Source organism: Thermanaerothrix sp. (assembly GCA_026417795.1).
Taxonomy (GTDB): domain Bacteria; phylum Synergistota; class Synergistia; order Synergistales; family Synergistaceae; genus Thermanaerovibrio.
This window is the reverse complement of record JAOACP010000004.1, coordinates 1-21,430: the sequence shown is the minus strand read 5'-3', so window position 1 is coordinate 21,430 and position 21,430 is coordinate 1. Positions and strand designations below refer to the sequence as shown.

The 21,430-nt window shown below is 61.8% G+C and carries 21 protein-coding genes; 16 read left to right on the top strand and 5 right to left on the bottom strand.

Going from position 1 to position 21,430, the window contains the following annotated elements; genetic code table 11:
* From N2315_01450 to N2315_01440, 3 genes are all read right to left on the bottom strand, one after another.
* A partial coding sequence (locus tag N2315_01450) for a hypothetical protein (protein ID MCX7827860.1) occupies positions 1 to 491 on the bottom strand: 491 nt, incomplete at its 3' end.
* A gap of 187 nt (positions 492 to 678) precedes the next feature.
* Positions 679 to 1,128, bottom strand: a complete 450-nt coding sequence (locus N2315_01445; GenBank protein MCX7827859.1) for a 4Fe-4S binding protein — start codon at positions 1,126 to 1,128, stop codon at positions 679 to 681.
* Positions 1,129 to 1,451: 323 nt separating this feature from the next.
* Complete coding sequence (locus N2315_01440; GenBank protein ID MCX7827858.1) at positions 1,452 to 3,146, bottom strand: glutamine--tRNA ligase/YqeY domain fusion protein; 1,695 nt, start codon at positions 3,144 to 3,146, stop codon at positions 1,452 to 1,454.
* A 229-nt stretch (positions 3,147 to 3,375) separates the two neighbouring features.
* Between N2315_01440 and N2315_01435 the strand changes: the two genes are divergently transcribed.
* The 8 genes from N2315_01435 (at position 3,376) to N2315_01400 (ending at position 11,895) form a co-directional block, all read left to right on the top strand.
* A complete protein-coding gene (locus N2315_01435; GenBank protein ID MCX7827857.1) occupies positions 3,376 to 3,591 on the top strand; it encodes a hypothetical protein in 216 nt (71 codons plus the stop codon).
* Positions 3,540 to 4,304: a WYL domain-containing protein gene (locus N2315_01430; protein ID MCX7827856.1), complete on the top strand. Its 765-nt coding sequence runs from the start codon at positions 3,540 to 3,542 to the stop codon at positions 4,302 to 4,304. Before N2315_01435 ends, N2315_01430 begins: the two co-directional genes overlap by 52 nt.
* A gap of 182 nt (positions 4,305 to 4,486) precedes the next feature.
* Entirely contained in the window at positions 4,487 to 5,689 is a 1,203-nt protein-coding gene (locus N2315_01425) for an HD domain-containing protein (protein MCX7827855.1), read from the top strand.
* 77 nt (positions 5,690 to 5,766) lie between these two features.
* Positions 5,767 to 6,555 (top strand): 4-hydroxy-tetrahydrodipicolinate reductase, encoded by a 789-nt coding sequence (gene dapB / locus N2315_01420; protein ID MCX7827854.1) that lies wholly within the window; start codon positions 5,767 to 5,769, stop codon positions 6,553 to 6,555.
* Positions 6,556 to 6,638: 83 nt separating this feature from the next.
* The gene (locus N2315_01415; GenBank protein ID MCX7827853.1) at positions 6,639 to 7,229 is read left to right on the top strand and encodes a flavin reductase family protein; all 591 of its coding nucleotides are present in this window, start codon (positions 6,639 to 6,641) and stop codon (positions 7,227 to 7,229) included.
* Between the two features lie 139 nt (positions 7,230 to 7,368).
* Positions 7,369 to 9,543: a methyl-accepting chemotaxis protein gene (locus N2315_01410; GenBank protein MCX7827852.1), complete on the top strand. Its 2,175-nt coding sequence runs from the start codon at positions 7,369 to 7,371 to the stop codon at positions 9,541 to 9,543.
* 211 nt (positions 9,544 to 9,754) lie between these two features.
* Positions 9,755 to 9,997 (top strand): hypothetical protein, encoded by a 243-nt coding sequence (locus N2315_01405; protein MCX7827851.1) that lies wholly within the window; start codon positions 9,755 to 9,757, stop codon positions 9,995 to 9,997.
* Positions 9,994 to 11,895, top strand: a complete 1,902-nt coding sequence (locus N2315_01400; protein MCX7827850.1) for a methyl-accepting chemotaxis protein — start codon at positions 9,994 to 9,996, stop codon at positions 11,893 to 11,895. Before N2315_01405 ends, N2315_01400 begins: the two co-directional genes overlap by 4 nt.
* Here the strand turns inward: N2315_01400 and mnmA are convergent.
* Positions 11,847 to 12,914, bottom strand: a complete 1,068-nt coding sequence (gene mnmA, locus N2315_01395) for a tRNA 2-thiouridine(34) synthase MnmA (protein ID MCX7827849.1) — start codon at positions 12,912 to 12,914, stop codon at positions 11,847 to 11,849. The genes N2315_01400 and mnmA overlap by 49 nt on opposite strands.
* A gap of 98 nt (positions 12,915 to 13,012) precedes the next feature.
* Here mnmA and N2315_01390 point away from each other — a divergent pair, with 98 nt between their 5' ends.
* Positions 13,013 to 13,804: a ThiF family adenylyltransferase gene (locus tag N2315_01390; GenBank protein ID MCX7827848.1), complete on the top strand. Its 792-nt coding sequence runs from the start codon at positions 13,013 to 13,015 to the stop codon at positions 13,802 to 13,804.
* Between the two features lie 19 nt (positions 13,805 to 13,823).
* On the opposite strand, the gene N2315_01385 is transcribed toward N2315_01390, so the two are convergent.
* Entirely contained in the window at positions 13,824 to 14,705 is an 882-nt protein-coding gene (locus tag N2315_01385) for a sensor domain-containing diguanylate cyclase (protein MCX7827847.1), read from the bottom strand.
* A 253-nt stretch (positions 14,706 to 14,958) separates the two neighbouring features.
* Between N2315_01385 and N2315_01380 the strand changes: the two genes are divergently transcribed.
* The 7 genes from N2315_01380 to glpK all read left to right on the top strand — a co-directional run bounded on the left by N2315_01380 (position 14,959) and on the right by glpK (position 21,306).
* Positions 14,959 to 15,852: a hypothetical protein gene (locus N2315_01380; protein ID MCX7827846.1), complete on the top strand. Its 894-nt coding sequence runs from the start codon at positions 14,959 to 14,961 to the stop codon at positions 15,850 to 15,852.
* A gap of 250 nt (positions 15,853 to 16,102) precedes the next feature.
* A complete protein-coding gene (locus N2315_01375; GenBank protein ID MCX7827845.1) occupies positions 16,103 to 16,675 on the top strand; it encodes a glycerol-3-phosphate responsive antiterminator in 573 nt (190 codons plus the stop codon).
* A gap of 239 nt (positions 16,676 to 16,914) precedes the next feature.
* Positions 16,915 to 17,643: an aquaporin family protein gene (locus N2315_01370; protein ID MCX7827844.1), complete on the top strand. Its 729-nt coding sequence runs from the start codon at positions 16,915 to 16,917 to the stop codon at positions 17,641 to 17,643.
* 83 nt (positions 17,644 to 17,726) lie between these two features.
* Positions 17,727 to 18,725: a dihydroxyacetone kinase subunit DhaK gene (dhaK, locus tag N2315_01365; GenBank protein MCX7827843.1), complete on the top strand. Its 999-nt coding sequence runs from the start codon at positions 17,727 to 17,729 to the stop codon at positions 18,723 to 18,725.
* Positions 18,726 to 18,727: 2 nt separating this feature from the next.
* Positions 18,728 to 19,357, top strand: coding sequence for a dihydroxyacetone kinase subunit DhaL (gene dhaL, locus N2315_01360; protein MCX7827842.1), 630 nt, complete (start codon positions 18,728 to 18,730; stop codon positions 19,355 to 19,357).
* A complete protein-coding gene (locus tag N2315_01355; GenBank protein ID MCX7827841.1) occupies positions 19,354 to 19,752 on the top strand; it encodes a hypothetical protein in 399 nt (132 codons plus the stop codon). The genes dhaL and N2315_01355 overlap by 4 nt, the downstream gene beginning before the upstream one ends.
* 24 nt (positions 19,753 to 19,776) lie before the next feature.
* Positions 19,777 to 21,306, top strand: a complete 1,530-nt coding sequence (gene glpK / locus N2315_01350; protein MCX7827840.1) for a glycerol kinase GlpK — start codon at positions 19,777 to 19,779, stop codon at positions 21,304 to 21,306.
* Positions 21,307 to 21,430 lie beyond the last annotated feature (124 nt).

The following is a 21,430-nucleotide window of genomic DNA, read 5'->3' as shown; positions in this document are numbered from 1 at the left end:
ATGGAGGGGTAGCGCCCAAGCCACATGAACCCTGCCCTGCCTCGGTCCGGCACGGTGGGGGGGAAAAGGGGCCCTTGGGGCTTGAAGAGGCCAGGCAGGTTGTACGGGATCTCCCTGGGGGCCATGGTGCCGGGCATGAGGGAGCGGCTGAAGAGGATGTTCCCCGACTGCTGCACCACCGCCAGGTCGTCCACCTGTATCGTAAGGGCCATCTTTTCCGGCGAGAGGCTGGTGTCCAGGAAGCGGAAGGTGCCGTTTTTCACGAAGTCGTAGGTATCGTCCCAGTTGGCCCAGTCCCGGGCTATCCGAAGCAGCTCCCGCTTCTCCTGGGTCAAGGCGGTCCTTATCCTTATGAGGTCCTGTTCGAGGCTCCTCTGGTCCGCCCTGTCCGCCTCCCTTAGGAGCGACCAGCGGTAGGTGAGGGCGAATACCGCGAAGAACAGCACCCCGAAAAGCACCATGGCCCACAGCGCCTTAGAGCGAACCGTCAAGAGGGCACCCCCGAAGAGCCGTTTTAAAGTAACGACTTTAATTTACCATGTCCCCTGGGCTTTTGGAAGCCCAAGGGACGTGGTCGGCGTCGGCGGGTTTCTTGGACATCCCATCCTCGTCCTTGTTAAAAGGGAAGGGGCTGTCCCCGCGAGGGGGTTGGTTTTAGCTTTTATATCTATATCGCTTTTATATCCTAAGCAGCTTCCCAACGGGGCAGAAGGAGCACCAGGTCCTGTGGTTCGCCCAAAGGCCTAGGGGCAACGCCACCAGGGATGAGACCACGCACATGCGCCAGAATATGAACCCCAGGGCCTTGAGGTCCAGGCCTCCTGCCCGGTGGGCCAGAAGAAGCTGGGTGCCGAAGAGGACAAGGAACGCGGAGAGGGCAACCATGTAGGCCCTCCAGGAGCTGAGCCACTTGGGGGCTGGGCGCCTTGGGCTCAGCTTCGACCAGACCACGTCCAGGAAGCTTCCCCTGGGGCACGCCGAGGCGCACCACTTCCTGCGGCCCCCCAGAAGCACGAAGGCCCCCATGAAGCCGAAAACCAACGTCCCAAGCAGGGGGTACCTCCATCCAACGCCCAACATCACCACGTATAACCCGGCGGAAACCACCTTTAACCATCGGCTGTTCATCGCCAATTCCCCCTTTGAGGATGTGCTTTTATCGTAAATACCCAACGGGGGTATATAATACAGGTAGGGGGTATTTTGTCAAGGGGGTATAGAAACCGAAAGAGGAGTGAGCCCCCGTAAAAAACCTCTGGCGCCCGCCATGGCGGACTAGGGGCGTTGCGGCGGCCTTCCAGGGCCGCCATTTGGCCTATGCTGGGCCATGCAAACGCCCGTCTCATGCCGGCGTTTCGCGCCATGGATTCCCATGGGCGTCCCAAGTTCAAGTCCTAAGACCGCTTGGAGGGCTTCCCTTATTCGGGAAGCCCTCCGCCGTTTTTACCTTGCTATCCCTTCTTTCGCGCCTTGCCCCAGGAGTCCTTGAGGGGCACCGAGCGGTTGAAGATGAGGTTCTCTGGGGAGGAGTCCGGGTCCAGGCAGAAGTATCCGTGCCGCAGGAACTGGATTCCCTCTAAGGGCTTGGCGTCCTTAAGGGCCTCCTCGCCGAAGCCCTTAAGCTCCACCAGGGAGGAGGGGTTCAGGTAGTCCTTGTAGTCCTTGCCCTCCTCCATTTTGGACATGTCCCTTAGGGTGAACAGGTGGTCGTAGAGCCTTGCGGTTATGGGGACGCACCGGCGAGCGTTGACCCAGTGCAGGGTGCCCTTTACCTTCCTGCCGTCGGGGGCCTCCCCGCCCCGGCTTTGCAGGTCCGCCTCCACCATGACCTCCACCACCCGTCCGTTCTCCTCCCGGTGGGACACGTACTTAACCAGGTAGCCGTGTTTTAGGCGCACCTCCCCGCCGGGCTGGAGCCGGAAGTACCCCTTGGGAGGATCTACCATGAAGTCCTCCGCCTCTATGAGGAGGTCTCTCCCGAAGGGGATGAGCCTTTTGCCCGCCGAGGGGGCCTCGGGGTTGTTCTCCCCCTCCACCATGTCCACCCGGTCCTCCGGCCAGTTTAGCACCGTGAGCCTTGTGGGGTTCAGCACCGCCATACGCCTTGGGGCGGTCTTGTTGAGCTCCTCCCTCAGGCAGTGCTGAAGCAGCTCCACGTCCACCAGGCTGTCCGCCTTTGAAACCCCTATCTCCTCGCAGAACCGCCTTATGGAGGAGGGGGTGTAGCCCCGGCGTCTTAGGCCGCTTACGGTGGGCATCCTGGGGTCGTCCCATCCGGACACGATCTTGGACTCCACAAGCTCCAGGAGCTTTCGCTTGCTCATCACCGTGTGGCTTAAGTTAAGCCGGGCGAACTCGTACTGCCTGGGCCTGTGGGGCACCGACACGTTCTCCAGGAACCAGTCGTACAGGGGCCGGTGGTCCTGGAACTCCAGGGTGCATATGGAGTGGGTCACCCCCTCGATGGCGTCCTCGTAGCCGTGGGCGAAGTCGTACATGGGGTATATGCACCACTTGTCGCCGGTCCTGTGGTGGGACCTCTTCAGGATCCGGTATATCACCGGGTCCCGCATGTTGAGGTTGGGGCTTTTCATGTCTATCTTGGCCCTCAGGACGCACTGCCCCTCCTCGAACTCCCCGTTCCGCATGCGCTCCAAAAGCTTCAGGTTTTCCTCCGGCGGCGTGTCCCTGTAGGGGGACTCAACCCCTGGTTCCGTGAGGGTGCCGCGGGTTCGCCTTATCTCCTCCGGGGACTGGAAGTCCACGTACGCCAGCCCCTTGGAGGTGAGCTCCACCGCCCAGCGGTAGAACTGCTCGAAGTAGTCGGAGGCGAAACACAGCCTGTCCCACTTGAAGCCCAGCCAGCGCACGTCCTCCTCTATGGACCTTACGTATTCGTCGTCCTCCTTGGCGGGGTTGGTGTCGTCGAACCTGAGGTTGCACCGGCCGCCGAACTTCTCCGCCAGGCCGAAGTTGAGGCATATGGACTTGGCATGCCCTATGTGCAGGTAGCCGTTGGGCTCCGGCGGGAAGCGGGTCACCACCTCCCGGACCACCCCCTGGTCCAGGTCCCTCTGTATGATCTCCTCAAGGAAGTTGGCCCCCTTCTCGGGGATCCTCTTTTCCGTCTTTTCCGAGTCCGTCACGGTTCACCATCCCTTCATGGCCTTCGTGTAGTGGGTATTTAGTAATTATCCCACCCATCCGGTGCCCTAGCAAGGTTTGCGTTGACGGTTAGGTTAACGCGGAATGCCGCATTTTAATTATAACGACTTATATTGTTCTCTTATTTTAGTCAAGAAAGCTCATTGAGCGTGCAGATTGGGTTAAATATAATAAAAACAACTTTACTGGAGGTGAATAGGGGGTAATCGGGTGGCCAGGGATCTAAGCTCCGAAAGGCTTAAGCGTCTTAAGGACTTGGTGGCGTTGTTCGACCGCAAGAGCGGCTATCCCAAGGGGGAGCTCATGTCCCGCATGGGCTACCGTTGCGCCAGGACCATGGAGAGGGATCTTAACTGCTGCGGGAGAGCCTGGGGGTGGACATCCGTTTCGACAGTTCCTCAAGGCGCTACATCTTGGCCAGCATAGAAAAGCTTCCCGTATCGTTGTCCATCACCCCCAACGAGGCCTCCGCCCTCTCCTTCGCCCTTGAGATATCCCAAAGGCTCATGCCCCACCTGTCTAAGTTCTTTCAAAGCGTCCAGCGGATGCTTGAAGGTCAGGTGCCATCCAGGATCATGGCGGTGGGGCAGGACGTGGCAAGAAGCGCCGTGTCCTGCCCCGTGGTGCCCCCGGAGGGAGGGGTTTTCCTGTCCCTCATGGAGGCCATGATGGACAGGAAACGTACCTGCGTCACCTTGAAAGCCCCAAGCGGCAAGGATGGCAAGCGCGTCCTGCTGGATCCCTGGGGTTTTTCCCTCTCCGGTGCCCTGTGGCGGGTGAGGGGATACGATCCTTCGAGCGGCTCGGTCAAGACATATATTGTGAATGCGATAACCTCTGTTGAGCATCTTGGAACCGGGGATTTCGTATCCCCCGGCGATGTTCCCCACCGGGGGGTGAGTTTCCGTTTCAAGGTCATGCTGTCTCCCGGGCAGGCCTTTCCAGGGGCTTGGTTCCCCATGGAGGACCAGGGGGATGACGTCGTGATGGGTTGGGCGCCGGATCACGAGGAAGTGGTGCGCTGGGCCTTGGCGTCCGCCCCCTACGTCAAGCTGATTGACCCGCCGGAGCTGTTGAAGCGGGTGGATGATACGCTTGTGAGCTTGGACCTCAAGGCCCCTATGCTCCCCAAGCCCTGAGGGCTTCCCTTTCCTCGTGGCCTTGCCGCCCCTCTAGATCCCCGTTGAATGAGGGCCTGCGTAGCGTTTTATCCTCATCCCCGAGGAATCGTTTCCTTGGGGTTTTTGTTTTGCCCCCGGCGGCACCGGTTCCCTTGGCGGTTTATTGGCTTATAATGTCCACAAAAGAGAGGTGAATTGCCTTGATATCCTTTGACCTTTTGGAGACCGCCTTCGGGGCCTTCAGCATGGAGAGGTGGAACGATCATCCCCGTCCCATGGGTCTCTTTGAGATGGACAAGCAGGGGCACAAGGCGGTCATAGCCCTCCTCATGGCCCGGATGGAGGGGGAGCTGGAGGCTACGCCCCTTGCCATGGGGCTGGTCTTCCAGTTCCTCAAGCGGGCGGTGCTTACGGACCTAAAACCGCCGGTTTACCGGAGGATAGAGCGGATAGGCGGGGACAGGGTGGATCGGTGGGTCATGTCCCAATGGGAGATAGCCCTTGGAAAAATTTCGCCGGAGCTCCCGGACCTCTTCCGGGATCACCTTGCGGCGGGGCCGGGGCCGGGGCTTGAGCGGATCCTGGAGGCCGCCAACGCCCTAGCCACCGGATGGGAACACTCTCTCATGGAGCCGTTGGCCAAGGACCTCTATGGCTTCAAACGCACCAAGCGGGAGGTGCTGGAACGTCTTAGCGGACATCGGGACGTGCCGCTGGTACAGGAGTTCCTCTTCAAGCTGTCCGGCTCTAAGGCCTCCCCGGTCTGCCACTTCGTGGACCTCGTGGCCCAGCTAAGGTTCCAGAAGCGTTGGACTAGGGTGCCCCGGATACCGGAGACATCCGTCCTGGGGCACATGTTCTTCGTGGCCCTCATGGGGTTCTTCCTCTCCGCCCTGTGCGGCCTGCCCAGGGAGAGATGGGGTTGGAACTTCTTTGGCGGACTGCTGCACGACCTGCCCGAGGCGCTCACCAGGGACGTCATATCCCCCCTAAAGCGCCAGATGAAGCTTCAGGACCTCTTGGCCCAGGTGGAGCGGGAGATGATGGAGGATCAAGTCTACCCCCTGCTCCCGGACCCCTTGGGGCCTTTGGTGAGGTTTCTGGTGGAGGACGAGTTCTCCCTTAGGTCCATGGCTGAGGGCGGTGCTGTACCGGTGGACTCCCTGGATCAGGCGGACCGGCTGAGCTCCATAGGCCTTCCGGTGGTGGACGGCCCCCTCATTGACCTTGCGGACAAGTACTCCGCCTTCCTGGAGGCGGAGTTCTCCATGTACTACGGCGTCTCCAACCGGGTTCTTAAGGAGGCCTCCCGGGCCATCAGGGATAAATACGCTTCCATGGAGTATAATGGCGTAAAAATAAGCGCTCTGTTTGACGTGATGCCAAGGCAGACCTTCTCTTAGTTGTTCCGTTGCCCTTTGGCCTCGACTGGCCGGGCGCGGGCTTGGCTTCCAACCTTAAGCCTTAGGAGGTGTTTCCTTTGGGGCTTCCTGAGAGGGTGTTCGTGTCAGGGGTTTCGGGCAACGTGGGGCGTCTTGTGGCGTTGAGGCTCCTGGATGAGGGTTGCCGCATAGCGGGGGCCTTCGGGCTGGAGGAGGGAGCCGATGCGGGAGCCCTTCTGGGGCTCTCCCCCATGGGGGTCCCGGTGAGCTCAAGGCTCAGGGAGGCCCTTGGGGTCTGCGGCCCCGACGCGGCGGTGGACTTCACCTCCGCGGAGGTGCTGTGGGAGAACCTCATGGCCTACCTGGACGCCGGGGTGCCTGCGGTGGTGGGCACCACCGGCCTTTCCCTGGAGCAGCAGGACCGCCTTCCCCCCCTGGTGGCGGAGAAGGGCGGACGTATGGCGTTGATCCCCAACTTCAGCCTGGGCGTCAACCTGGTGATGGAGTTCCTCTCCAAGGCCTCCCGGTTCTTCCCGTGGGTTTCCATAACGGACCGGCACCATGAGGCCATGGCCAACGCCCCAAGCGGCACCGCCGTGTCCTTGGCGAAGCTCATGGAGGCAGGCGGTGAGGTCAAAAGCCGTGAGGTGGTGCCCCATGTGTTGGGGGGCTCGGTGGGGGGAGTAAGGGTTCATTCGGAGCGGATGCCCTTCCCAGGGGACTACTCGGAGCACCAGATAGACCTTGGAAGGCCCGGCGAGGTCATGAGGATAACCGTCACCGACTTCTCAAGCCGCGTCTACGTGGACGGCGTGATCCTGGCCCTTTCCCGGATAAGGGACCTCCCGGCGGGCACACTTGTGACGTCCCTTGGGGATTTTATGTAGCGGTTGTCAAAAAGGTCCGCAGGTATGTGCCCAAGCCGCCGGGCGGAGCTCCTTGGGGCTATGGACTTAAGGGAGGTGTTGCCGTGGAAGGTTCGGACAGGGTGAGTTTGAGGCTTAACAGGTTTTTCTTCCCCATCATGCCGGTGGTGCTGGTGGGCTCCATGGTGGAAGGGCGGGCGAACTTCATGGCCGCCGCCTTCACCGGGCAGGTGAACTTCTCTCCCCCCATGTTCATGGTGTCCATGGGGGACCACGCCACCAGGGATTGGATAATCCGAAACCGCCGTTTCAGCATCTGCGTCCCATCAAGACGCCTCGTATCCCGGGTGGACCTGGCTGGGCTGGTGAGCGCAAGGGACAAGGACAAGTCCGGCCTCTTCCAGGTCTTCTTCGGAGGTCTTCCGGACGTTCCTTATGCGTCGGAGTGCCCCATAAACGTGGGGCTTTCCCTCCATGGATCCATGGAGCTGCCCGGAGACCTCCTCATCGTGGGTCGGGTCGAGGAGGTGCTTGCCTCAAAGGACGTGCTCTCCCCCGACGGCCTCGTGGACCCCTCGAAGGTGGATCCCTTTTTCCTCTCCATGCCGGACAACCTGTACTGGTCCTTGGGAGACACCTGTGGCGCCGCATGGCACGACGGCCTTCCGCTGAAGGGGGAGCTGTTCCCATCTTGAGGTTTGAAAAGTGGTTTTTTGTGCATTTGTTAGCTGAATTTTTATGAAAAACATAGCCTTATGTAGCCTTTGGGGCGTTGAAGGATCCCTGCCTTTGAGATTACCATCTTCTTAACGGTGGACGGAGGGGGTGGTTCGGATGGTAAGGGGTGGCATAAGGGGAAAAATGCTTTTTTACATCCTGGTGCCGTTGTTCCTGGGGCTGGGGGCCCTTTCCGCCTTTGTGGGATACAGCTCCATGAGCATGGTGGAGCGGAAGACCTACCAGATGGCGGAGGCCTCGGCCTCTGGGGCCGCCAACGGCGTTTCCGCGTACCTTGGGGACCTTCTGGCCTCTTCAAGGAGCATGATAAGGGCGGTGGAGGCGGTGGACGCCTCAAGCCCCTCCGCCCGGGACCAGGCCTTGAGAGTGCTCAAGCGCATGTTGGAGAAGACGCCCCTGGTGATGTCCTCGTGGGTGGTCTTCGAGCCCGACTCCTTCGACCGCCGGGACCAGGAGTTCGTGAACCGGGAGGGCTACAAGGAGAAGGGCCGGTTCATGGGCACATTCCTTAAGGTCGGGGGCAAGATAAGCCGCAGCTTCGACATAACCGAGCAGATGCTGGCCAACGAGGCGGAGTCCGCCTCCTGGTACCACCAGCCCTTGCGGAGCCAGAAGATAACCGTCACGGACCCCTACTTCTACAACTACACGGGAGTTCAAGGGGACGAGAAGTTCATAGCCAGCATATGCGTGCCCGTGGAGATCGACGGCAAGGTGGTGGGGGTGGGGGGCATGGACGTGGACCTTTCGGCCCTCAAGGACGTGGTGAACAACCTTGGCGGCGCCGGCGGAGGCATGCCCACCCTGGTGTCCCCCGGCGGGGTTGTGGCGGGATCCTACGAGGGATCCGCCATAGGCAAGGCCCTGAAGGAGTCCGCCAAGGGCAAGGATGCCCTGGCGGCCCTTGAGGGGGCCTTGAGGGAGGGGCGCCCTAAGTCCTTCCGGGGTAAGTCCCTCTTCGGGGCCGGGGAGGTGCTGGGGGTGGCGTCTCCGGTGGTCATAGGCTCCCAGGTCTGGGGCCTCCTGGTGGAGGTGCCGGTGTCCGTGGCCTTTTTAGACGTGTACCGGCTCATGCGCAACATAGCCTTGGGGGCCGCCCTCACCATCCTGCTGCTTGGCGCCGTGGTCTGGACGGTATCCGGGAGGCTGAGCGCCCCCATCGTGGAGGCCATGAGGGCGGTGGAGCGCTTCGCTGACCTGGACCTTCGGTACGACCCTTCCAGCGACTGGATAGCCGAGCGGGACGACGAGATAGGCGCCATGGGCCGGGCCCTTGGAAAGATGAGAAGGGCCATAGGGGAGACGGTGATGGAGGTTTTCAGGGAGGCGGAGATGTTCGCATCCTCCGCGGAGTCCCTGGCGGCCCTGTCGGAGGAGTCCGTGGCCTCCATGGAGGAGGTGAAGGCCTCGGTGGACCAGTCCCTTGGGTTGAGCCAGGCCAGTTCCTGCGCCTTGGAGCAGACCAACTCCGGCATAGGCGAGGTGGTGGCGGGGGCCCAGATGGCGGCCAAGGCGGTGTCCGACGGCGCCGAGGAGGCCTCCTTGACGGTGAAGGTCTCTGAGGAGGTGGCCCATAGGATCAAGGCCCTTGTGGACGAGATGGGGGCCATAAGCAAGAGGGCGGACGAGTCCTTGGAGAAGCTGGCCAAGGTATCCCAGTCGGTGTCCAACATAGGAGCTTTCGTCAGCGCCATCAAGAGCATAGCGGACCAGACGAACCTTCTGGCCTTGAACGCCGCCATCGAGGCCGCCAGGGCCGGTGAGGCGGGCCGGGGCTTCGCGGTTGTGGCGGAGGAGGTTCGGAAGTTGGCGGAGGAGTCCAACGTGGCCGCCCGGGACGTGGAGAACATAATAGCGCCGCTGGTGAGCTACACTGGCGAGACCCTCGAGGTTACCAGGGTTACCTCCGATACCGCAAGGCATCTGGCGGAGGACGCCCTTGGGGCGGCGGATGATCTCATGGGGGTGTTGGATAGGATAAAGCGGGTGAGCCTTGCCCTGGAGAGCGTGGCCGCCACGTCGGAGGAGCAGGCGGCGGCGTCCCAGGAGATCGGCAACGCCGTAGCCCAAGCCTCCCACTCCACCGTTGAAGTGGTGTCCACCTTAGGGGTGATCCAGCACTCCGCGGAGGAGACCGCCAAGGCGGCGGAGGCGGTGGCCCGGGAGGCTGAGCGGCTTACCTCCGGGGCGTCCAAGCTCAAGGAGTCCCTGGCCCGGTTCTCGGTGGACCAGCACCGTGGAGAGGCAGCGCCGCCGGCCTTAAGGGGCTGAGCCTCCCCGTCCCGTGGAATAGGTGTGACCTTAAGAACAAACCGCAGCATGTGCGCTAAGGGCCCGAGGCTGTAAACCAGCCCCGGGCCCTTCAACTTCCGCCGGGGGGATTTTTTGTTTTTAAATTCTTAATCTTGGCTTTTCGCGCTTAAAAGCCGCGGTCCATATACTCACCTCCGAGGATGGCGGTTTATGCGGAGACGAGGCCCTTTTGGAGGTGTGGTGCGTGGTGATGGGGATAAGAGGAAAGATGATGTTGACGATACTTCTTCCGGTGAGCTTGGTGATGATCGGCTTATCCTGTTACCTTGGCTTCAGCGCCCGTTCGATGGCCATGGAGGACGGCGTGAGGGGTGCCACCTCCGATGTCCTTGGAGTTGCTTCCGAGGCTGGGTCTTGCCTTGGGGGGCTTATATCGGCGGCGGAGGCCATGGGGGCCGCCATAGGGGGGTGAGCGCCCAGCCGGAGGATCACCGGCGGGAGGAGGCCGTGCTGGGTATTTTGAGGGAGACCCTGGCGTCCCTTCCCTTGGCCGCTTCCTGTTGGGTGGTGCTGGAGCCGGAAGGCAAGGGAGAAGGCCATTTCATGGCCACCTTCTTCAAGGGGCCCCAGGGGGATCTACAGAGGGGGTACGACCTTAACGAGGCCATGCTTGAGGATCAGGGAGAGGGGAACTGGTACCGGGATGTGTTAAGAAGCCGCAGGACAGCGGTGTCGGATCCTTACTTCTACAGCTACTCCGGCCTGGGCCGTGATGAGAGGTTTGTGTGCGCCATATCGGTGCCGGTTATCCGTGAAGGCCGGGCGGTCGGGGTGGCCGGGATGGACGTGGACGTCACGGGGCTCAAGGACGCGGTGATGTCCCGGGGGTTCTTGAAGGGGGATCGGACCCTGATAATATCCTCCAACGGGGTGCTTGCGGTGGGCAGGGAGGACCTCCTGGGGCGGAACGTAAGGGAGCTTCCCGATGACGTGGTTCACCGGGATGTAAGATCCCTTTCAGGCGGGATCTCCGCTCCCCGGTGGTGGTTTGGCAGGTCCCCCTCCGGGGAACAGTGGCTTTTCGTGGCCGCCTCGGTCCTCTTGGCCCAAGGGGCTCCCTGGGCGGTGGTCACGGGCATACCTAGGTCCCAGGTGACGGCCAAGGCCCGTCGGATCACCGCGGGGGCTGTTTTAAGCGCCGCTTTGGCCCTGGGGATCATATGGTTGGGGTTGTCCGCGGCGTCGACGAAGATAACCCGCCCCATGCTGGCGGCCGTTGAGGCGGTTGAGAGGTTTGCCCGCCTGGACCTTAGATATGACCCCTCCAGCGATTGGGTGGCTGAGATCAGGGACGAGGTGGGGCACATGGCCTCGTCCCTTGGGGCCATGTGGAGGTCCCTTTGCGGCACCATAGGGGACGTGGCTGCTTTGGCTGAGGGTATAGCCGCAGAGGCGCTGGGGCTGGGGGAAGCGGCTTCGGGGTGCCTTGCCTTTGCGGAGCGGGCCATCTCCCGGGCGGCGGAAGCTGGAAGGGCGTGCGATAGGGGAAGATCTTTGCTTAGGCAGGTGGCCTCCCTGGCGGAGGAGGTGCTTGAGTCCGCCGGGGATCTTGCCGGAGAGGCCTCCTCCTGCGAGTCCGCCATGGCTGACGCGAGGGATAGGCTTTTTACGGCGCTTAAGTCCATGCGGATTTGCGCAGAGCGGGCGGACAACGCCTTTAGCGCTAACCGAATGATGTCCCAGCGGCTGGAGGAGATGTCCGGCCTTTTGGAACGGATGGCGGAGATGACATCCCGCATAGTGGACGTGGCAGACAGGACGGAGCTGCTGTCATTCAACGCCGCCATAGAGGCCGCCAGGGCCGGGGATGCGGGGCGTGGGTTCTCGGTGGTGGCCGGGGAGGTTAAGAAGCTCGCGGAGGAGAGCCGGGAGCTGTCCTGTGCCACCAGGAGCTTCAGCGAGAACGTGATGGAGGGGATGAGGCGGGTCATGCTTTCCGTTGAGGATTCGTCCTCTTCCATAGCCGCCGCCTCCGCCGCAAGGCAGGAGGAGCTGAACAGAAAGGGCAGCGCCGCTGTCCTGGAGGTATTCGCGGCGCTTGAGGGCGTGATGGAGGACGTGCGGGATCTGGAGGCGGTCATGGGGAAGGTCTCCGATTTCGCACAGGCGTCCCACCGCAGGGCCGATAACTTTAAGACCGCCTCGTCCCGCCTGATGGAGGCGATGGGGCGCTTCAAGACCAACGGGACCGTGGGGGAGGAGGAGCTGAGCGCCGCTTCGGAGGTTGAGGAGTTGGGGGATATCCAAGGCGCCAGGTTGTATCAGCCGGTTATGGTGCCCCCCAGCACCACCGCCCCGTCCGCGTCGTAGAGCACCAGCCTTTGTCCCGGGCAGGGGGCGAAGACCGGTTCGTCGAAGAGGACCGTTATCCTGTCTTCCTCGAAACTCACCGCCTGGCACGGCTTTGGGTCCCCCTGGGAGCGGGTCTTCCCAAAGAGCCTAAGCCCCGGCTCGATTTTAAGGTCCGTGAGCAGGTTGCACCGGCCGGCGGAAACCAGCGGCCACATGATGTCCTCCCTGGGGGCTGCCACCACCTTTGGAGGGATTATGGCCTTGACGTAAAGGGGCGCCGCCGACGATACCCCAAGGCCTTTGCGCTGCCCTACGGTGAAGAGCCCCACCCCCCGGTGGCGCCCTATCTGGTTGCCGTCCTTATCAACTATGGGGCCCTCCTGGAAGGCCTCCTCCCCCAGTATCTCTTCGTACCTGCCGCTTTGGGCGAAGCACACGTCCATGCTGTCCTCTTCCCGGGCGGCGGGAAGTCCCGCCGCCTCCGCGGCTTTCCGCACCTCATCCTTGGATGGCGCATTACCCAATGGAAATATCAGACGGGCAAGCACCCTCCGCGGCACGTCGGCTAAGAAGTAGCTCTGGTCCCGCTTTTTGTCCTCGGCGGTCTTGAGCCTTACGGCACCCAATGGGCCTTCCCTCTCTATCCTGGCGTAGTGTCCCGTGGCTATGGGAAGCCCCTTAAGGCCCTCGGTGCGGTCAAGGATATCCGCCACCCCCCCAAGCTTCACCCCCCGATTGCAGTCCGAACAGGGGTTGGGGGTTCTGCCCGCGGCGTACTGTTCCCGAAAGGGACGCAGAACCTCTCGCTCGAAGAGGTCCCTCACGTCCAGCACCAGGTGTTCCATGTGGAGCATCTTCGCCGTGTCCTTCGCCATTTTCACCGCCGGGGAGTCCGGCGAGCTTGAGGGGGCCATCAGCAGGGTTACGCCTATGGGCCTGTGCCCCGCCTCTATGAGCTTTATGGCCGCCACCGAACTGTCCACCCCGCCGCTCATGAGAACCGCGCAGGTGGGACCATTGTGGGTATTGATCTTCATGGGCCCTCCTTTGCCGTATAATCCAAAGTATGAAAGGATTTTACTTTTGTCCCATGGGAAGGGATTTTGCCTCTACCTTGGGAACCTGTCAAGGAGGGATGAACTTGGAGGGGGAGATCCGTTTCTACAGCCTCCAGGAGGTGGACCAGCTGGCCGAGTCCCGGGGGCTTAACCGCCGCGGCGCGGAGGAGGCCATACTGGAGGGCGGCGGTTGCCCCGAGCGGTACCGCCGGAACCTTGGGACCCTTGGCATCCAGGGACAGCTTAGGCTTCTAAGGTCCAAGGCATTGGTGGTGGGCTGCGGGGGCCTTGGGGGGTACGTGGCGGAGATGCTGGCCCGGGCGGGGGTGGGAAGCCTTGTCTTAGCGGACGGGGACGTGTTCTGTGACAACAACCTGAACAGGCAGCTTTTGTGCCGGGAGGAGGACCTTGGGCGCCACAAGGCGCAGGTGGCGGCGGAGAGGGTGGCGTCGGTGAACCGTGGTGTGGAGGTTCGGGCGTTCTGCGGTTACGTCACCGATGAGAACGTGGATCAGCTGCTGTCGGGCTGCCAGGTGGCGGTGGACTGCCTGGACAACGGGTCGTCCCGGAGGGTGCTCAAGGACGCCTGTTTGAGGAACCGGGTGCCCTTGGTCCACGGCGCCATAGGGGGTTTCTACGCCCAGGCCGGGGTGGTTACGGGGCGTGGTAGTCTCGGGGCCTTCATGGAGGCCATGCCAAACCAGGGGGAGGAGGTTCGGCTTGGGAACCCCCCCTTCACCCCGGCCCTTGCGGCGGCCCTGGAGGCGTGCGAGGCGGTCAAGATCCTGGCGGGCCTTGAGGGCTGCCTTGAGGAGGAGCTTTTGTGGCTCGACCTGGCCTCGCACCAGTACATGAGGTTAAAGCCTTGAAGGCGGCCTTAACCTAGGGTTATCCGGTTGCGGCCCCCTGTTTGCTCTGATAGAGAAGCTGGTCCGCCCGCTGGACCAGCGTATCCGGCGTGTCCTCCGAGGTTGCCATGGTGGCGCCCCCCGAGACGGTGACGTTTATGTTCTCCCCCTGAGCCTCGGTCCAGGTGGCCTGCACCAGCACCCGGAGCCTTTCGGCGATCCGCAGGAGTTCCTGATTGTCCACGTTTCGCAGGATCACCAGGAACTCCTCCCCTCCGTAACGGCCCATGGAGTCGAAGCTTCTGAGAGAAGATAGCATGGTGCTGGCCACGTTCCTTAGGGCCTGGTCCCCCGCCTGGTGGCCGTAGGTGTCGTTCACCTTCTTGAAGTGGTCTATATCCATCATCACCACCCCGAAGGGCCAGCCGATCTCCTTGAGGTCCTTGAGGTGTTCCTCCAGGGTGTCCTCGATGGAGCGCCGATTGCCCACCCTGGTGAGCTCGTCGAGGTACGCAAGGCGCTCCAGGATGGATATCTTCTCCTCCTGGGACACCAGGTTCGATGTGTCCTCGAAGATCTCCACCCCGCCTATGATTTTGCCGCTGTCGTCCCTCAATGGGGTGGTCCTCACCTGCACCGGCACCCGGTGTCCGTCCTTGTGCTTGAGGTACACCAGGGCCTCCCGAGCGTTCCCGTCCGCCATGGAGAACGCCAAGGGGCACATGCCAAGGCAGAGGCTGTTGCCCTCCCCGTCCACGTGGACTAGTATGTTGTCCGCACACCTCTTGCCCACCACCTCGTCGGCGGAGTAGCCGGTTATCTTCTCCGCCGCCCGGTTCCAGTAGGTTATGACCCGGTTGAGGTCCGTGGTGTAGACACCGTTGATGAGCTGGTCCAGGATTTCCTTGTAGCGCTGCTCCATGAGAATCCCCTCCCCGGCTTAAGAAAGCGCGGCCCTATGCTGGTCTCGCTTGGTTGGTTACATTTATTATATTATAAAAATAGGCTGGCGCTCGGGTAAGATATGGGTGATCGGCGGTCTTGCCCATGGGGGTGCCAAGGGAGCGCCCCGCCGCTCGGCGCCCTGGGATATGTGGTTGGCCCCCTTGGGGTATGTCCACTTGTTCGGCGTGGTATAAAGCGGTAAACTCATGAAACGGAAGGGGGGATGCGGGATGAGACGTTTCGAGCTTATGTCTTTCGGGTCCCTTGCGCCCCTTCCCGATGTGGAAGGGGAAGCGTTCCTGCCTTCATCGTGGGACGTAAGGGTTTTGGCGTATCTCCCCAGGAACCACGTTCTGGTGGGGGTTATTGAGGACGGAGCCTTCGATTGCTGGCGCCTTTTGAACATCCGGGACGGCAGTTGGGTGCCGGTGGGTCTTTCCTGCGACGCCCCCAAGGATCTGTTCTATGGCGACCAGGCGGTGAAGCTGGAACCTAAGAGCGTTAACCTTTTGCTGGCGGAGCTGCAGGGTCAGATTCCCCCGCCCTATGACGGGGAGAGGGCCATGGCGTTCCTTCGGGACTGTCTTAGCCGCAGCCGGTCGCCGCTGTCCAACACCGAATCGGAGAGGCGCAGGCTCCTTTGGGCCTTTTGTGGAACCGGGGCTGCCATGATGTGCGGCGACATGGCGTCCCTTTCCCGCATAGGCCTTTGGTTCCGGGACTGCCGGGAGGCCTTCGACGGGTTCGACCTTAAGTTGTGGCGCTTCATAGTGCCCTCCTTCCCGGAGGAGTTCCTCCAGGAGGTGGAGGCGCTGGGGTTCCCAAAGGACCGGGTGAGGCAGCTGGACCTGGAGGACTCCAACCCCAGCGTGATGAGGTCCCGGAAGGGGTACCTGATCCACTATTGGAACGGGGTGGCGGACGGCTACAGCGACATCGCCCCGGTGAGGCTGATCCTCTACGCCCCTCCAGGGCTTTGGAGCCAGATGAGGGGGCTTTTCGGCCTTACCCTGAAGGAGATGGTCTACGCCGCCTGGGGGTACAGCGACTGCCAGGAGGCGTGGCGCAACTTCCGCTTCTACCGGTTCGGCGACATGGTCCTCAAGGAGCTGAGCCCCGTTTAGGTCCAGCTTAAGATGCCCCTCCTCGCCTGCGGATGGGAGATCCGCAGGGCAAGGTTTTTGTTAGACCCCTGGGGAGGGGCATTTTGATCCTTGAGCATCCTTTTTGTTGATGTTTTGGCGCCGTCTTGGGGTTGCGTTAAATTGCAGAATAGGCTAGCATTAGTACAATACGATGGGTTGTGTGGTTCATAAGCTCAAGTTCCTGAAAACCGCTGTTCTTTTTCCGCTTCTATCTGTGGGGGTGCTTCGTTTGGACAAGGTCCGTCTCTTGAGGGAGCGTCTTGCGGTGAGGCCGATCATATGCGCGGTTCGCTCCATGGACGTGGTAAAGGATGTCTTGGCCTTTGAGGAACCCCGTTGTGTATTCCTCCTGGGTTTTTCGCTTCAGGACGTGGTCAAGTCCGTTTCGTCCCTGTTGTCTCGGGGCCACATGCCCTTTGTCCACATGGATCTTGTGGAGGGGCTTAAGTCCGATCAGTCCGGCATTAGGTATTTGGTGGATAACGCCCGCCCCTGGGGCATCATAAGCACCCACAAGGGGGTTGTGGAGATCGCTAAGGGGATGGGGCTTGTGACGGTGCTCAGGGTCTTCCTGCTCGATTCCGACGCCATAAGGAAGGGCAAGAGCCTGGTGGGGGCGGTAAGGCCCGACTTTGTGGAGGTGCTCCCTGGGGTTGCGGTGGTGGGCATGGAGAAGACCCCCCTGTCGGACCTTGGGTGCCACATAATAGCGGGGGGGCTTGTGGACAGCCCCGATCAGGTTCGCACGATCCTTTCAAGGGGAGTCATAGGGGTTTCGTCCAGCGAGAAGTCCATTTGGTAGCTCTTCCCGCCCTTTGGGGGCCAGGCGGGTGATTTGATTTTTTGATTTAGGGCGATTTGGGCTTCAAAAGACAAATAAATAAGTTTGGCTCCAGAGAATGAGAGAGCAGCGTGGCCATCTAGGATGGTTGAAGCTGCTCTTCTTTTGTAGGAAGGGGGGTGATGCGCGGGGGTGCGGGCTGGGCAGGCGGCAGGGGTGTTTTTCAGGCCGTGTATTTTGAAGAGAAGGAGATGAGAGGCATGCAAGGACCTGTGGTAGGGGAATTCTTGGGCACCATGGTACTTCTCACTTTCGGCTGCGGCTGTGTGGCCAACGTGCTTTTGAACAAGTCCAAGGGACAGGGGGCAGGATGGGTATCCATAAACTTTGGGTGGGCCATGGCGGTGGTGTTCGGTGTGTTCACCGCCGTAGCCACCGGATCTCCCCAGGCGGACCTCAACCCTGCGGTGACCCTCTTCAAGGCCTTGGCTGGGGTGTACAGCTTCCCAACCGCTTTTACCTTGATGATAGCCCAGGTTGCGGGGGCCTTTTGCGGGGCCGTGGTGGTATACCTGGTCTACCTGCCCCACTGGGAGATCACCGAGGACAAGGGGGCGAAGCTGGGCATATTCTCCACGGGCCCCGCGGTTCGCAACATTCCCGCCAACTTCATGACCGAGTTCATAGCCACCTTGTTCCTGATACTCCCCATCATGTTCGTGTTCTCTAAGAACGTGGGCGGGATCGCCCCCGGCGTTGGACCGTACCTGGTGGGTATGCTGGTCTACGGCATCGGCGCTTCCCTTGGAGGCCCCACCGGATACGCCATCAACCCTGCCCGTGACCTGGGACCCCGTATCGCCCACGCGGTGCTTCCTATCCCCGGCAAGGGGGACTCCGACTGGGGGTACTCCTGGGTTCCGGTGGTGGCCCCTTTGACGGGCGGGGCGGTGGCTTTCTTCATCGCCAAGGCCCTTGGGATTGTCTAGGTTTTGGGTTCGTTGGAGTGGATTGAAGGGCGTGACTTGGGTTTTTCGCCACGGGGTTTGAGCTTGAAGGGAGAGTGCGGTTCTTGAAGAAGCTCATCAATCAGGTGGATCAGGTGGTCACCGAGTCCCTTGCGGGGCTTGGGGCGGCCTTTGGGGACCTGGTGAGGATACATCCCACGGTCAAGGCGGTTTTAAGGGCCGACGCCCCAAGGGCTAAGGTGGCCTTGGTTTCCGGCGGCGGAAGCGGCCATGAGCCGTTGCACGGGGGCTACGTGGGCTTTGGGATGCTGGACGCCGCCTGCCCCGGTGAGGTGTTCACCTCCCCCACCCCGGACCAGATGTACGAGGCCGCCAAGGCGGTTCACGGCGGCAAAGGAGTTCTCTTCATCGTCAAGAACTACACCGGCGACGTGATGAACTTCCAGATGGCCCAGGACATGCTGGCTTCCGAGGGCATCCGGGTGGAGAGCGTGGTGATCGACGACGACGTGGCGGTGAAGGACAGCCTCTACACCGCGGGGCGCCGGGGCGTAGGTGGCACGGTGCTGGCGGAGAAGATCGCCGGGGCCATGGCGGAGCTGGGAGGGACCCTGGAAGAGGTGCGGGACGTGTGCGCCAAGGTTAACTCCAGGGTTCGAAGCATGGGGATAGCGCTCACCAGCTGCACGGTCCCCGCGGCGGGGAAGCCCACCTTCGAGCTTCCGGAGGATCAGTTCGAGCTGGGCATCGGCATCCACGGGGAGCCCGGCAGGGAGCGGCGCCCCATGACCCAGGTCAGGGACATGGTGCGCACCATGGGGGAGGCTATAGTGTCGGACCTTCCCTTTGAGAAGGGGGACCAGGTGCTGGCCTTCGTCAACGGCATGGGGGGCACTCCGCTCATGGAGCTCTTCATAGCCTACAAGGACCTCAAGGACTTCCTGGACGAGAAGGGCATAGAGGTCTCCCGGAGCCTGGTGGGGAACTACATAACCAGCCTGGAGATGCAGGGCTTCTCCATAACCCTGCTGAAGCTGGACAGCCAGCTCAAGGCCCTGTGGGACTACCCGGTCCACACCCCGGCGTTAAGGTGGGGAAGGTAACCATGCCGCTCACCGTTGAAGGGGCCAAGGCCTTTGTGTCGAAGGCCAGGGATGCCATGGATGCCCACAGGGACTACCTCACCCAGCTGGACTCCGCCATAGGGGACGCGGACCACGGCATAAACATGAGCCGGGGCTTCAACAAGGCCCACGAGAAGGTTTTAGCCGGCAGCTACCCCGATCTTGGTGGGCTGTTCAAGGACGTGGCGATGGTCTTGATGGGAAGCGTTGGTGGAGCTTCGGGCCCCCTGTACGGCACCTTGTTCATGAAGATGTCCCAGAAGCTCTCCGGTAAGCCTGAGGCGGACCTGTCGGACCTTCGGGAGGCCCTTTCGGAGGGGCTCAAGGGCATAGAGGCCCTTGGGAAGGCGGAGGCCGGGGACAAGACCATGCTGGACGCCCTGATCCCCGCGGTCAAGGCCCTGGAGGGGGTTTCGGACGAGGCCGCGGCCCTGGAGGAGGCGGTGAAGGCGGCGGAGCAGGGGATGCTTGCCACGGTTCCCATGCAGGCCCGGAAGGGCCGGGCCAGCTACCTTGGGGAGCGGTCCGTGGGGCACCAGGACCCGGGAGCCACGTCGTCTTACCTCCTGCTGTCCTGCCTTAAAGATGCGATTTTGGGGGTGAGGCCGTGATAGGCATCCTGGTGGTGTCCCACAGCGCCAAGGCGGCGGAGGGGATAGCGGAGATAGCCTCCGCCATGTGCCAGGGTGCGGCCCCGGTGGCGGGGGTTGGGGGTGCCGAGGACGGCGGCCTTGGCACCAGCGTTCCCGCCATATACGAGGCCCTGGTTGGGCTTTTGGTCCGCTGCGACGGGGTGGTGGTGGTGCCGGACCTTGGAAGCGCGGTGCTCTCCGCCAGGGCCGCCTTGGGGATGCTGGGAGATGACGCCTCAAGGGTGGCCATAGCGGACGGTCCGGTGCTGGAGGGGGCCATGATGGGGGCCGTTCAGGCCAGCGTGGGGTCCTCCCTGGCGGAGGTGGAGCGCACGGTCCGGGAGGCCAGGGATTTGGAGAAGGAGAGAAGGTAAGCCTAAGAAAAGGGGGAGATGAGGTTGTCCAAGAAGTACGTGGTGGCCATCGATCAGGGTACTACCAGCACCAGGTGCATGGTCTTCGACGAGAAGGGGCTTCCGGTTTGTTCCCATCAGATGGAGCACGCTCAGATATACCCCAAGCCCGGCTGGGTGGAGCACGATCCGTTGGAGATATGGTCCAGGACCAAGGACGTCATCCGCGGCGCTTTGGACAAAGGGGGGATAAACCCCGAGGAGATAGCCTCCATAGGGATAACCAACCAGCGGGAGACCACCGTGGTGTGGGAGAAGGCCACCGGCAAGCCCATATACAACGCCATAGTGTGGCAGTGCATGAGGACCCAGGAGTTCTGTTCCGAGTGGCAGAAGACCCCCGGCTGGGAGCAGGTGGCCAACGGCGAGGGCAAGGTTAAGGACATAACCGGCCTTCTCATCAGCCCCTACTTCTCCGGCACCAAGATAAAGTGGATCTTAGACCACGTGCCCGGCGCCAGGGAGAAGGCCGCCAAGGGGGAGATCCTCTTCGGCAACATCGACACCTGGCTCATATGGAACCTAACCGGCGGGCCCGACGGTGGCGTGCACGTCACCGACGTGTCCAACGCCTCGAGGACGCTTCTTATGGACATAAAGACCCTCAAGTGGAGCGAGGAGATGGCGTCGTTCCTGGACGTGCCCCTTGCCATGATGCCCGCCATCAAGCCCTCCAGCTTCGTGTACGGTTACACCCGTAAGGACGGTCCCTTCGGGGCGGAGATCCCCGTGGCGGGGGACCTTGGGGACCAGCAGGCGGCCCTCTTCGGCCAGGCCTGTTTCGGCAAGGGGGACACCAAGAACACCTACGGCACCGGCTGCTTCATGCTGATGAACATAGGGGAGACTCCCTCCCCCTCCAAGAACGGGCTTCTCACCACCGCGGGCTACAGCCTTGAGGAGGGCAAGTGCGTTTACGCCCTGGAGGGTTCCATAGCCATAACCGGTGCGGCGGTTCAGTGGCTGAGGGACAACCTGAGACTGTTCGACGAGGCCCCGGACAGCGAGTACTTCGCCCGCAAGGTGGAGGACTCCGGCGGCATATACTTCGTCCCCGCCTTCTCCGGGCTCTACGCCCCCTACTGGGACATGAGCGCCCGGGGCGCCATCGTGGGGCTCACCAGGTACATCCGCAAGGAGCACATAATAAGGGCCACCCTTGAGAGCATATGCTACCAGACCCGGGACGTGGTGGAGGCCATGAACAAGGACTCCGGCGTGTCCCTGGCGGAGCTGAAGGTGGACGGCGGGGCGGTTAAGAACGACCTGCTCATGCAGATGCAGGCGGACATACTGGGGGCCAAGGTGGTGCGGCCTCAGGTTAACGAGACCACCGCGCTGGGCGCCGCCTACGCGGCGGGGCTGGCGGTGGGCTTCTGGAAGTCCACCGACGAGCTCAAGGAGCACTGGGCGGAGGACCGCCGGTTCGACCCCATCATGTCCGACGAGAAGCGGGAGCACGCCTACAAGGGCTGGAAGAAGGCGGTGTCCAAGGCCCAGGCCTGGATCGAATAGGAAGTTAACTCAATAACTAAGTTGCTTAAGTTCTGGGTGGGGCTTAAGCTGAAAAGTTGGAAATAGGCAGAATAAGGGCCTAGGTTCGTGCGGACAGAGTAGAGACTGTCTCTTATACACATCT

Bases quoted from the DNA above. Each gene is read 5' to 3' on its own strand.
- N2315_01445 (MCX7827859.1), bottom strand. From the start codon at position 1,128: ATGAACAGCCGATGGTTAAAGGTGGTTTCCGCCGGGTTATACGTGGTG.
- mnmA (MCX7827849.1), bottom strand. From the start codon at position 12,914: ATGAAGATCAATACCCACAATGGTCCCACCTGCGCGGTTCTCATGAGC.
- dhaL (MCX7827842.1), top strand. From the start codon at position 18,728: ATGCCGCTCACCGTTGAAGGGGCCAAGGCCTTTGTGTCGAAGGCCAGG.
- N2315_01385 (MCX7827847.1), bottom strand. From the start codon at position 14,705: ATGGAGCAGCGCTACAAGGAAATCCTGGACCAGCTCATCAACGGTGTC.
- N2315_01390 (MCX7827848.1), top strand. From the start codon at position 13,013: ATGAACTTGGAGGGGGAGATCCGTTTCTACAGCCTCCAGGAGGTGGAC.
- N2315_01370 (MCX7827844.1), top strand. From the start codon at position 16,915: ATGCAAGGACCTGTGGTAGGGGAATTCTTGGGCACCATGGTACTTCTC.
- N2315_01410 (MCX7827852.1), top strand. From the start codon at position 7,369: ATGGTAAGGGGTGGCATAAGGGGAAAAATGCTTTTTTACATCCTGGTG.
- N2315_01380 (MCX7827846.1), top strand. From the start codon at position 14,959: ATGAGACGTTTCGAGCTTATGTCTTTCGGGTCCCTTGCGCCCCTTCCC.